This window comes from Pseudoalteromonas sp. (genome assembly GCF_041613455.1).
Lineage (GTDB): Bacteria > Pseudomonadota > Gammaproteobacteria > Enterobacterales > Alteromonadaceae > Pseudoalteromonas.
In genome coordinates, this window is sequence record NZ_JBFJHD010000004.1 from 1 (window position 1) to 13,007 (window position 13,007).

Annotated in this window: 9 protein-coding genes; 4 read left to right on the forward strand and 5 right to left on the reverse strand. The window is 43.4% G+C overall.

Annotation, left to right across the window (positions count from 1 at the left end; all coding sequences use genetic code 11):
• Positions 1-347: 347 nt before the first annotated feature.
• Positions 348-1,205: a tetratricopeptide repeat protein gene (locus tag ABYB02_RS00765; protein ID WP_372760060.1), complete on the reverse strand. Its 858-nt coding sequence runs from the start codon at positions 1,203-1,205 to the stop codon at positions 348-350.
• Positions 1,206-1,318: 113 nt separating this feature from the next.
• Between ABYB02_RS00765 and ABYB02_RS00770 the strand changes: the two genes are divergently transcribed.
• Complete coding sequence (locus ABYB02_RS00770) at positions 1,319-2,629, forward strand: M20 family metallopeptidase (RefSeq protein WP_372760062.1); 1,311 nt, start codon at positions 1,319-1,321, stop codon at positions 2,627-2,629.
• Between the two features lie 27 nt (positions 2,630-2,656).
• On the opposite strand, the gene ABYB02_RS00775 is transcribed toward ABYB02_RS00770, so the two are convergent.
• The 3 genes from ABYB02_RS00775 to pomA form a co-directional block, all read right to left on the reverse strand.
• On the reverse strand, positions 2,657-4,597 hold the full coding sequence (locus ABYB02_RS00775; protein WP_372760064.1) for a DNA topoisomerase III: 1,941 nt from the start codon (positions 4,595-4,597) through the stop codon (positions 2,657-2,659).
• A 150-nt stretch (positions 4,598-4,747) separates the two neighbouring features.
• Positions 4,748-5,668 carry a flagellar motor protein MotB gene (locus tag ABYB02_RS00780; protein WP_372760066.1) on the reverse strand — a complete coding sequence of 307 codons (921 nt, stop codon included), beginning with the start codon at positions 5,666-5,668 and terminating at the stop codon, positions 4,748-4,750.
• Positions 5,669-5,670: 2 nt separating this feature from the next.
• Entirely contained in the window at positions 5,671-6,438 is a 768-nt protein-coding gene (gene pomA, locus ABYB02_RS00785; RefSeq protein WP_372760068.1) for a flagellar motor protein PomA, read from the reverse strand.
• A 298-nt stretch (positions 6,439-6,736) separates the two neighbouring features.
• Between pomA and xseB the strand changes: the two genes are divergently transcribed.
• The 3 genes from xseB to dxs all read left to right on the forward strand — a co-directional run bounded on the left by xseB (position 6,737) and on the right by dxs (position 9,836).
• Entirely contained in the window at positions 6,737-6,979 is a 243-nt protein-coding gene (gene xseB / locus ABYB02_RS00790) for an exodeoxyribonuclease VII small subunit (RefSeq protein ID WP_372760070.1), read from the forward strand.
• Positions 6,980-6,981: 2 nt separating this feature from the next.
• Complete coding sequence (ispA, locus tag ABYB02_RS00795) at positions 6,982-7,869, forward strand: (2E,6E)-farnesyl diphosphate synthase (protein WP_372760072.1); 888 nt, start codon at positions 6,982-6,984, stop codon at positions 7,867-7,869.
• A 104-nt stretch (positions 7,870-7,973) separates the two neighbouring features.
• Positions 7,974-9,836 carry a 1-deoxy-D-xylulose-5-phosphate synthase gene (gene dxs / locus ABYB02_RS00800; RefSeq protein ID WP_372760074.1) on the forward strand — a complete coding sequence of 621 codons (1,863 nt, stop codon included), beginning with the start codon at positions 7,974-7,976 and terminating at the stop codon, positions 9,834-9,836.
• 75 nt (positions 9,837-9,911) lie between these two features.
• On the opposite strand, the gene ABYB02_RS00805 is transcribed toward dxs, so the two are convergent.
• On the reverse strand, positions 9,912-12,998 hold the full coding sequence (locus ABYB02_RS00805; RefSeq protein WP_372760076.1) for a diguanylate cyclase domain-containing protein: 3,087 nt from the start codon (positions 12,996-12,998) through the stop codon (positions 9,912-9,914).
• Between the last annotated feature and the right edge of the window lie 9 nt (positions 12,999-13,007).

The following is a 13,007-nucleotide window of genomic DNA, read 5'->3' on the forward strand; positions in this document are numbered from 1 at the left end:
GCTTTCCTATTTTTTTGTCAACACTTAATTTTGATAAACTTGAAAGTTTTCAACACTAAGTTTTACTTAACACTCTGAGTTGCTCTTGCCTCGCTATGCGTTGCTGTCTGCCGTCTCAGTGGGGTCGCATTATAGGGAGATTCGAGCAGGGGTCAATGTTTTATTTCAGCTTTTTGACAGTTTATTTTTACCCCAAAGATACACAAGCTAGGCACACAAGTTACTCACAAAACCCTGTGGATAACCCACCCTTTTTATATCTCGTATACACGCTCAGTTTTATTACTTGTGGGAGAAAAACTAAAAAGCACCTCAATAAAGGTGCTTTTTAAAGTGTCAGCTCAGTGTTAGTACAAAATACTGTATAACTTACGACGGTATTTAGCTGCCAGCGCATCACCATCAGGTAAGGAAGCAATAATAGCTAAAAAGCTTGGCTTTGCTTCGTCAAAGTTTAAATCCTTTTGCAATACGGTAAATAGCACTGCTAAAGCTTGTTCTTTTTGCCCAGCTTCATTTAACAACTGACTTAACTCTAATTTAAGCGCTAAGTCATTTGGGTACTTTTCAACTTCTGCTTGTTTCTGCTTTATTTCAGGCGAATCTTTTGCTTCAAGTGCCGCGGCGCATTTTGCTTGTATATTATTAAAGTAAGCATCTTGATGTTGTTCATCTACACTATCTAACAGCGCCTGTGCTTCATCGAGCTTATGAATTTGGGTGCATATATCTGCAAGCACCAATTTAATACGTACATTACTACTATCTATTTCATACGCTTGCTTAGCAAAGCTAAATGCAGCATTGAGATCTGAATTTAATAATGCTTGTTTTGCTTGCTCAAGCAATAAGTCTTGCTGCGCGGGTAAGTGTTTGCCTAACGCTTCGCGAATCACCGCTTCTGTTTGCGCACCACCGAGTAAATCAACCGGTGCCGAGTCTTTTAATAACACTAAGGTGGGTAATGTTTGTAAACCTACTTGTTGTGCAAGTTGCGAGGCCAATGCTTGCTCTGCGTCGCAATCTAGGTTGGCCACTACGATATAGTCTTTATATTCTGCAGCGAGCTTATCTAAAATAACGGCTTGGCTGATGCACTCTGGGCTTTGTGGTGAAAAGAAATTAAGCAACACCAACTTTTGCTGTGATGTTTCACCGAGCACCTGCTGTAAGTTTTGTGCGTTGATACTAACTATATTGCTCATTGAATTGATTGCCATATTTATCTATTTAGGTTTTTATATGGTGGTGAAGATAATAAATACAAGTCATATAGCAAAATCACTTAGCTATACATCATTTAGTCATGAGGGAAAATATGAAGTTGACCTATCTAAGCGCAGCACTGCTGTTAGCAAGCCCACTACTGCAAGCACAATCATTAGATTTAAATTTAACAAACAGCATGCCTGCAATTGAAAAGCTCTATCTCGATTTACATCAGTCTCCTGAGCTCTCTTATCATGAACAGCAAACTGGCAAAAAAATAGCTGCACAGCTTACTAAACTTGGTTTTGAAGTTACTGAAAATGTAGGCGGCTATGGTGTTGTTGGCTTATTAAAAAATGGCAATGGCCCAACAGTAATGATCCGCACCGATACTGATGGCCTCCCTATTACCGAGCAAACGGGTAAAGCTTATGCTTCCAAAGTAACCGTCACAGATGCACAAGGTGCAACAGTAGGTGTCATGCATGGCTGTGGCCACGATATTCATATGAGCTCATTTGTTGGCACCGCACAGCAGCTAGTAAAACATAAAGATGCGTGGCAAGGAACCTTAATGATGGTGGCGCAACCCGCGGAAGAAGTGGGCGCGGGTGCTAAAGCAATGCTATATGAAGGGCTATTTACCCAATACGTAAAACCGGATCACATTATTGCACTGCATGTCAGTGCCAGTGTGCCTGCTGGTAAAGTGGCGCTGAAGAACGGATACACCATGGCAAGCGTTGATTCTGTTGATATTAGTATCAAAGGTAAAGGCGGCCATGGGGCTTACCCACATACGACAATCGATCCTATTGTTATCGCTGCTCGCACTGTGCTCGCGCTACAAACTATCACCAGCCGTGAACTGTCTCCTTTAGAACCGTCGGTTATTACTGTTGGATCTATTCATGGTGGCGCTAAGCACAACGTAATTTCTGACGAGGTGAAATTGCAGCTAACGCTACGTAGTTACAACCCCGATATTAGAAATGCACAAATTGCCGCCATTAAACGAATTACTGCCGGTATCGCACAAAGTGCAGGCCTAGATGAAGCGCTTTACCCCACAGTGCACGTTCATGAAGATGAGTCAATCCCGTCAACTTACAATACCCCTGCACAAACCAACCTGGTGCGCCAGAGTATTGCCAACGCCATTGGTGCGGGAAATGTACTGGATACTCCTGCGGTGATGGCGGGTGAAGACTTTGGTTTATATGGCCGTACCGACGAAAATATCCCTATCACGCTATTTTGGCTTGGAGGCGTTAACCAACAAAAATATGTTGAAGCGATAAAAACAGGCAATACATTACCTTCTTTGCATTCAAGTAAGTTTGCGCCAGATTACAAGGTCGCACTGCCCACCGGTATTAAAGCGATGAGTAATGCTGCTGTTGCGTTATTTAATCAATAAGCTTAGGTTAATAAAAAAGCTCTGTCGTTAATGGCTAACAGAGCTTTTTTTGTAATACGACTTTTTAAACGCTGTTTTTTGGCCACGTTTTGCAAAGCGTTTTTTTGGCGCTGTTTTTGGTAGTTTAGCGAATACATGGCTATCGCAAGCGGCTGCTTGTTGCACAAAGCCACTTAAGTCAGCAATTAAGGGCTGCAAAAATTGCTGATAACTCATTTGTTGCTGGGCAATTCCCCCTAAACTCGACTCCCACTTAGCGGTTAAATCAGGGGTCGCTAAGCCTTGCGGTAACACACTGATAAGTGCCATTCCGGTTTCAGTGGCTTTAATTGATTTGCCTTCACGTGTTAAAAAGCGCCGTTTAAATAACAACTCTAAGATCCCTGCTCGTGTTGCCTCCGTGCCAAGCCCATCGGTATCTTTAAGTATTTTTTTAATGTCGGGATCTTGCACATAACGGCTAATTCCCGTCATTGCCGCTAGTAATGTTGCATCGGTAAAATGTGCAGGCGGTGAGGTATGCTTTTCAACAACCTCGCCTTGCGTGCAAAAAAGTGGCATTCCTTTGGTTAACGGCGGTAATGTTGCGTCATCCTTGAGCTCAGACTTACCCATTAACAGCTTAAAGCCTAAGCTGACATCTTGCTTGGCATGGGCTTTAAATAAACCGCCAGCAATCGTCACTTCTGCCTTGGTTTCGTTATATATATAGTCGGGATAAAATTGTATTAAGTAATGACGACATATTAATTGATATATTTTTAGCTCGTCGCTGGCAAGCGTAACAGCCTTTAACTGCTTGGCAGTAGGTACAATGGCATGATGCGCTGCCACTTTTGCATCGTTAAAACACTTGCTGCGCTGTTTAGCATCTGCAGCTGCTACTAGCTCTGCACTTTGCCCCCCATTAGTGGTAATAGCGTTAAAAATGGATGCTGCATCACCGTGATGATCTTTTGGTAAATAACGATTATCTGAGCGTGGGTAGGTAATTAGCTTATGGCGTTCATAGAGTACTTGGCAAATATCTAATACGTTTTGTGCGGGCATCGCAAATGCCTTTGCCGCATCTATTTGCAGCGCAGATAAGTTATACGGCAATGGTGCGCTTTGCTTTTTTTGCTTTTGTTGAATAGCGGTTAGTTGCGCTTGTTGCTGCTGAATGCGCGAAGCAACATTTTCTGCAAGCGCTTTATTTAATACCCGCCCTTCTTCATCTTGATAAGGTTCGCACGCTTTACTTGGGTGCCATTTAGCAGTAAAAGATTGATTCTCTGCCGTTACTAAGTGTGCCAACACCTCATAAAATGGTTTTGAACTGAAGTTGGCAATTTCATTATCACGATTTACCACTAAGCCTAAAATAGGTGTTTGTACGCGCCCTACCGACAAAACATTACCAAACCCTGCCTTTTGTCCTGCCAAAGTGTAAGCGCGGGTTAAATTCATGCCAAATAACCAATCGGCACGCGAGCGCGCCAATGCCGATACACTCAGTGGAATAAACTCACTGTTAGCGCGCATCACCGTTAATGACTTTTTTACTGCCGCTAAGTTTAAATCACTGATCAATAAACGTTGGGTTTGCTGCTTTTTGGTTTTGCTTATATTTGCATGTTCAATAACTTGGTCGACTAGTAGCTGACCTTCACGATCGGGATCGCCAGCATGCACAAGTTGCGTTGCTTGTTTAATTAACTTTTTTAATACACTGAGTTGTTTGCGTGTTTTCGTTTTTGCTTTTAGTTGCCATTGCTCTGGCACAATGGGGAGATGCTCAAACTGCCATTTTTTAAAGCGCTCATCGTAATCATCAGGTTCGGCTTGCTCTAATAAATGCCCAATACACCAAGATACGCAATCACCATTGGCAACTTCAATATAACCATCGTGTTTTTTATGTGGTTTTGGCAGCGCATCAGCAATCGCACGCCCTAATGACGGTTTTTCGGCAATATAGAGTTTCATAATTCAGCTCACCCACTGTTTATATAAACAGTAGTTTAGCATATCAATATCAACCGGGGGATCTTTTTATTTGTTCATGCTAACGCATGTTGCTCTGTCGCGGCTGACGTATAAGCGCATGCGTGCTTATATGTCAGCGCTGTAGCAGGCTTACCTCACATCAATTGGCTCAGATAATTTCGCCTTACCTTGTAAGATAGATATTTCAACGCGACGATTGCGTCGGCGATCTGCATTTGTTTCGTTAGGTACTAAAGGTCTTGTTTCTGCACGCCCTACAACCATCATGCGAGTTTTATCAAAGCCGGCTACTTTTTGTAGCTCACTGGCCACGGCAACCGCACGCTTAGAAGACAGATCCCAATTATTGGTATACAGCTCGTTCGACACTTGATAATCATCGGTGTGGCCCGACACCGTAATTTCACCAGGCACATCTTTTAGTAACTCACCAATATCTCGAATTATAGGTTTAAATTTAGGCTGTAAAAATGCGCTGCCCGAAGGAAACGAGCCATTTTCGCGAATACGAATAATGATTTGCTGGCCCAACGACTCTAACTCAATAGCACCATCAATGATTTGCTTTTCAAGCTGTTGAGCTATTTTTTTCACCAGCTCATTGGTTTTTTCTTGATCGGCTGCGGCCATTGCTTGTTCAGAAGCGCGTTCTTTTGAAGTACTGCGTGACTCTCCTCCCCGCTTGTCACCGCGTTGCTCTTGCCGACCGCCAGCAGAGCTTTCATCACCGGCTTGAAACTCTAACATTTGCTGGGTCATTTCAACGGTTTGCTGTTGAATCGTTTCAATCGGTGTTGGCTCGGGTTTTCCTGGGGTAAACTCCATGGCAATCACCGACGTGCCCTTAGGAATGTCTTTCACTTCTATTTTATTTTGTACACCAAATGCAAACTTCATCGAACCAGCAATTTGTTTAAACTTGAGCACATCCATTTCAGAAAATGCCAGCAACAGTACAAAAAAGCACATTAATAGCGACATTAAATCTGCAAAGGTTCCCATCCACGCAGGTAATCCTGGAGGTGGACATTTGCACTCTTGATCAGACATGGTTAATCCTCAGTGTTTACTGCGCGTTTTGATTCAGCAAGATAGTTTTTCAAAATCCCTTCGATTACTTTTGGATTTTGCCCATCTTGAATACCTAATACCGCATCTAAAATTAAACGTTGATTCATTGCCTCTTCGTCTTTACGTAGCTCAAGTTTTGTTTGAATAGGGATAGCAACGACGTTTGCTAAAAAAGCGCCATACAAGGTGGTTAAAAGTGCTACCGCCATAGCAGGACCAATCGCTTTTGGGTCATCCATATTAGATAACATAGCAACTAAGCCTATTAGCGTACCTATCATTCCCATAGCCGGTGCAATATCGCCTAGCGATTTAAATAAACTAGCACCTGACTCGTGCCGTGCAGTGGTTAATGATATATCCTTTTGCAGCGTAGCCCGCACTACATCCGCATCATGGCCATCAACCAACATGTCAACGCCTTTGCGCATAAATGAGTTGGGTATTTCCGCTTCTTCCAATGCTAAAAACCCACCCTTACGGGCTGAATCGGCAAGCTCGACTGCTTTTTCAATTAGTTCATCTGGTGATTCCAGCTTGAACATAAATGCTTTTGTAACCACTTTGCCGATGCCAAAAAACTGTGACATGGTGAAATTTGATAACACGATAAACAGTGAACCACCAAATACTATGACCACTGAGGGCGTGTTGTAAAACATCGCCAACTCACCGCTGCTACTCATAAACATGGACATGACAATTAAGCCAATTGCGCCAATGATCCCAATTATGGTTGCTAAATCCACATTCCCTCCAAAGGTTTTTGCTCTTATAGGCAAACATTTTTATTAATTGTTTATCGGCAAGATACTGAATTGCTTAAGTCATTTTATATGATAAACATAAAAAGCGTGATTAAGCACTATTTTAGCTCAACTTACCATAGCAACCTAATTGTCAATTTTTTAGCGCTTAACAGCGTATTTAACAACAATAAAATTAACTAAGTTCGATTATCGATGAAAAAACCATTTCATTCTTTGACCTAGTTTAGCATTCCCCCTAAAATTGACGCCTAAATTTATTATCTAAGTTGAAATAAAGATGGCGACTAAAAAACCTGAGAACTTAAGTTTCGAGCAAGCACTAGAAGAATTAACAACAATTGTGAGTGAAATGGAACACGGTGATTTATCGCTTGAGCAATCATTAAAGCAGTTTGAGCGCGGTATTGCTTTAGCAGGAGCGTCATCTAGTAAACTGCAACAAGCGGAACAAAAAGTGGCTATTTTAATGGGCAATGACGAAAAATCGCCATTGACCCATTTTGACAATGATATGGAATAACCGTGAATATAAAACAGCATATCCAACGCGCGCAAACTGATGTAGCCAACACCCTTAATCGTTATTTTGAGCAACCGCTAAATAGTGACCCTGCGATAAAAGCCGCCACACATTATAGTGTCATGAATGGGGGCAAACGATTACGGCCTTTTTTAGTTTATGCAACGGGGCACATGCTGGGCGCAGATAAACAAGACTTAGACGTACTAGCCGCCGCTATAGAGTGTATTCATAGCTACTCGTTAGTCCACGATGATCTACCCGCTATGGATGATGATGAATTACGCCGTGGTCGCCCGACTTGCCATATAGTTTATGGCGAAGCACAGGCTATTTTAGCCGGTGATGCTCTGCAAACATTGGCCTTTGAGTTAATTGCTAAGCATAACTTTACATGCAGTGCGCACACACAGGTAAAAATGATTGCTGAGTTAGCACATGCCGCAGGATTACAAGGCATGGTATCAGGGCAAGGACTTGATATTGCCGCGACCGATAAAGTGATTACCGTGCGCGAACTGGAGCGCATTCATAAGCTAAAAACGGGGGCATTGATCAATTGTGCAATTACCTTAGGGTCATTAGCGGCTAACAACACTGATAAGCAGCTTTTAGCAAACCTCACGACCTTTGGCTATGCGATTGGGCTGGCGTTTCAAGTCCATGACGATATTTTAGACATCGAGGGCGATACCTGCACCTTAGGCAAGCCACAGGGATCAGATATTGCTGCGAATAAAGCGACATACCCGGCGTTATTAGGTATGCTAGGCGCTAAAGAAAAAGCGCACCATTTAATACAACAAGCCCATCAAGCATTAGCTAATATAGACGCAGATACCACTGTTTTAGCGGCACTGGCTGACTATTTAATTGCACGAGACCATTAAACACGGCTAAAAGTATTAAAACTTAGCACTGAAATTATTACTGAACATCCACTGAGCACAGTTACCGTGTTTTGTTGATGTGAGCGAAGGACATATATAAAACCATGACACTTGATAGCAGCAAGTATCCATTACTTAATATGGTTAACGAACCAGCTCAGTTGCGAGACTTAGCACAACATAAGCTCCCCGCATTTAGCCATGAGTTACGTGATTACCTACTTAATTCGGTTTCACAAAGTAGCGGGCATTTAGCGTCTGGTTTAGGCACTGTAGAGCTTACTGTCGCATTACATTATGTATATAACACTCCTGACGACCGCTTAGTGTGGGATGTGGGCCATCAAGCGTATCCGCATAAAATACTTACGGGTCGCCGCGACCAAATGCATACGATTCGCCAAAAAGATGGCTTACACCCGTTTCCATTTCGCGAAGAAAGCCCATACGACACCTTTAGTGTTGGCCACTCTAGCACCTCGATTTCTGCGGCTTTAGGCATGTCTATCGCGGCACAAAAAGAAGGCAAAGGACGTAAAACAGTCGCCGTTATTGGCGATGGTGCCATCACTGCCGGTATGGCATTTGAAGCGATGAATCACCTCGGCGATGTTAAATCAGATATGCTGATCATTTTAAATGATAACGAAATGTCTATTTCTGAAAACGTGGGTGCCTTAACCAATCACTTTGCGCGTATTTTGTCAGGGAGCTTTTATACTAACATTCGCGAAGGTGGCAAAAAGTTATTATCGGGAGTACCGCCGGTAAAAGAGCTCGCCAGTCGGATGGAAGAACATCTAAAAGGTATGGTGATCCCGGGTACTTTCTTTGAAGAACTTGGGCTTAATTATATTGGCCCTATCGATGGTCACGACGTTAACATGTTGGTCGATACGCTGCGAAATATGCGTAACCTTAAAGGCCCACAGCTGTTACACATTAAAACGCAAAAGGGTAAGGGCTATAAACCCGCCGAAGCCGATCCGATTGGTTATCACGGTGTGCCTAAGTTCGATCCTAGCACCTCAAGCTTACCTAAATCTAAACCCAGTGCGGCGACCTTTTCAGCGGTATTTGGTGACTGGTTATGCGATATGGCTGAGCAAGACAACAAACTGATGGCCATCACCCCGGCTATGCGTGAAGGGTCTGGCATGGTCCGTTTTTCGAAACAGTTCCCCAAGCAGTATTTTGATGTGGCGATTGCAGAGCAACATGCGGTAACCCTCGCCGCCGGTTTTGCATGTGAAGGCTTAAAGCCGGTAGTGGCTATTTACTCAAGCTTTTTACAGCGTGCCTACGATCAGCTCATTCATGACGTTGCACTGCAAAATTTACCGGTATTATTTGCTATTGATCGCGCGGGTATTGTGGGTGCCGATGGTGAAACCCATCAAGGTGCGTACGACTTAAGCTTTATGCGCTGTATTCCCAATATGGTGATTATGGCACCGAGTGACACCAACGAGTGTCGTCACATGTTGTATAGCGGTTATCAAGCAAATTGCCCGGTGGCAGTGCGTTACCCGCGCGGCAGTGCCGGCACCGCCGAAATAGCAACAACCATGCAGTTACTAGAAATCGGTAAAGCCGAGGTCGTACAGCAAGGCAGTAAAGTGGCTATTTTATCCTTTGGTACCTTACTAGAAAACGCACAATTAGCTGCCCGCGAGCTTGATGCTACCTTAGTGAACATGCGTTTTATCAAACCCCTTGATAACGCCTTGCTCGATGAGCTAATTAGCAGCCACGAAGTGATCGTTACGCTTGAAGACAACGCCATTGCTGGCGGTGCAGGCTCTGCAGTAAATGAGTATTTAGCAACGCAAAAAGCGCAGCTGAAAGTACTTAACTTAGGTATACCTGATGAGTTTATTAAGCACGGCACGCAACAAGAGATGCATGACGAAATGGGCTTAGGTGAACAAGGAATATTAACCGCTATTAAGCGCTTTATTAGCTAGCAAATACAGCTAACTAAGTATTAAAAAAGGAGCCTGAGGCTCCTTTTTTAATCGCTGTAATAATTTGCTTTACCTTTAGCGCATCCACACTTTTATATCGGCTAAGCCATTACTTTGTAGCAATCCGAGTTGCTGCTCTACATTGGGGTTTTGCTCAAACTCAAACGCGTCTAATTGCTCATCAAAGGTAATATTAGCCACACCATCACCGCCGCGCTTTTTAACTTGATGCAGAGCGATATCGGCTAAGTTAATTGACGTTTCCCAACTGATCACTTGTCCGCCGAGTAACGGTAATGGATAAAATGACCAACCTAGTGAGGCGGTAATATGGGTACTTTTACCATTGGGTAATTGAAATGCGTTTTCGGCTATTGCTTGGCATAGCTCGGATGCATAACTGTCAATCAAGCTACATTTGAAATCACGTAGCAACAGCAAAAACTCATCACCACTCCAACGCGCCACATAATCAGAGCCTTGAGTGCGCGAATTTAATAACACAGCCATTTGTTGCAAACAACTATCACCGGCAATAGGTCCATGGGCGTCGTTAATCCGGCTAAAATTATCTAAATTGATAATTAATAATACCAGAGACTTGCCTTGCGCTTGCAGCGACTGTGAGTTGCGCTGAAAGTGCTCGATGTCTTTCGGTAATTGATCAAACAAAAAGCGTCGGCTACGCAAGCCAGTTAATTCATCTGAATGGCTGACTAATTTTAGCTGTGAGTTTACCTTGTTAAGTTTATCATTTGCTTGGCGCAGCTCTAACGTACGATCGGTGATCAACCCTTCTAGTACCTGCTGCTTTCTACGCTCTTGAGCTCTAAATACCCAAAACACTAAATAAAATAACAACACAAAGCCGCTGGTGATCAGTAACCGAAAATAAATCGTTTCATCAAAGCGCTCCGGCACCACAAACGCGTAATCAACCGCCTGTGCTCGCCCCCAATCATCCCCTTGGCGTTTTGTTTCTAGCTGAAATAAAAATGAGCCCGCGGGCAAATTGGTATAAATAGCTTCGCGACGCGTATTGGCATAACGCCAATCACTGTCTAAGCCATTAAGTTTATATCTAAATTCAATGCTACTAGGCGCATAATAATCAATAGCGGTGTACTTTAAAGTTATGTCACGCTCATCTATTTTTAAAATGGGTTTCGGGCCTAATGCGGCTGTGGTTAAGCTGCGCAATGGCGTCGTTAAAGTTTCCACTTTGGGCTTTAAACTACGTAGGCCAAATAACTGCACATTTTTCGGTATTTCGACCACCCCTTGTAAGCTGGGGTACCAGATTGAATTATCCATATCAGCCACCGCATCGTGACCTAAGCCGTTACAACATTGGCTCGCTTTACCATCGAGTTGGCGGTCGAAAGAAGAGATCACTTCTTCTACTTTTAAGCTCTGAATTTGCGTTTTAAATTGGGCTGCCGGCATGCGGTAAACCCCTTTCATGGTGCTTACCCAGATGCGCTTTAATTTTTCGTCGTAATATAAGCTAAAAATAGAACCATAGGGTAAGCCATTAGCCGCATCGAGTTGGCGCCATTGCCCTTGCCCGCTGCGATAAAACAAGCCGTCATTGAGCGAGCCAATTAAGATACCCACCCCATCAATATGTAATATGCTGGTAATATGCGCACTTTCTAAGGTGGTTTGATCACCTATTTTTTCTATACCCCGATCGGTAAAGTAATATGCCCCTTTACTGGTGCCGATCAGTCCAAAATTGGGCGCATCTAACACATACGTAATGAACTTACTGCCCAAAAATGAGTTGTACGCAAACGGGGTTAAGCCATTATAGTTGAGTCGATACAAGCCTCTGCCACTGCCAATCCAAAACCCGCCACGCGACGCGCGACTAATGGCAAATATCGGGTTATCACTTAAGGCACGTCCAGGGAAACTATATAGCTTGTTGTTTTCATAAAAGAATAAACCTCGCCCTGTAGCAAGGTATAAGCGTTCGCCGTCGAACTGTAAATCATGCACCGAGGCATAACCATATTTGCTGCTATTTATAATATTAATAAAGCTTTTATCGGCATCAAAATAGCCCACGCCGCTTTTATTTGCGATCCACAATTTATCGTCGGGCGAGCGGCTAATAGCCATCACCGTTTCGGTCATTTGTGAAATAGCCGAGTGACGCTCAATACGGCCTTCGTGCGCCAGCCATAACCCCTCACTAAAGCTGGCCAGCCAGACATTATTTTGATCATCGCGAAACATATCAGCAAACCAAATACTTTGATCTAACTGACTCGGCTCAACCCATTGCCAATTTCCCGCTTTACCGCGAAACAATAGTCGCCCATAGGTCGATACCCACAAGCCACCATTGCTATCGCTCATAAACTTATACACCGCAGAGTTATTCACATTGGGCAAGGGAAAAGCGCGCAACTCGTCATCTAAATCTAAAAAGTAGGCACCCAGTTCAGAGGCTAAATATAAGTTACCATTTAAAAATGCTAAATCGTGCACTATGGTTTGTGCTAAGCGATCGGGTAAGGATACCTTTGCGGTCAAATCTAAGCGTAACTTGGCAAAGTCAGAGCTGCTTTTCGTTAAGCGTAACAAGTGACGGTCATTCACCAGCCAAATACCTTCAGGTGACAACGCCATTTGGCTCACTGAGCCCACTATTTGAGTAATAACGGTAGGATTAACAATCGGCGATGGCGCAACGCTTTGATCGCGTAATTCAACCAAACTACGGTCGACATAGTAAAGCCCGTTCGCGGCTATCCATATACCGCCTTTAGAGTCTTCTAAAATATCGCGTACTGGGCCTTTAATATTAAACTCTTGCGCAGCAAGTGTTTCAGGATCCAGTACAACTAAGCCATTTTTAGTGCCGACCCACAGGTAGCCTTGCGCATCAATTAATAATTTATTAATGCCATTGCTAGGCAAAAACACACTGTTTTGTGTGTTGTAGTTGGTAAAGGTATTGCCGTCAAAACGGCTTAAGCCAAACTGGGTGCCTAGCCACATATAGCCTTGTTGGTCTTGCACTACGCTTTTAAGTGATTGTGACGGCAGCCCATCTTTTATATTCCATTGTTTAACTACGTAATCAGTAATAGAAGCCCAGCTTGGCATAGCACATGTGAGTAGCACACAAACCAGTAAAAATCGCATCATCTTGCTGCA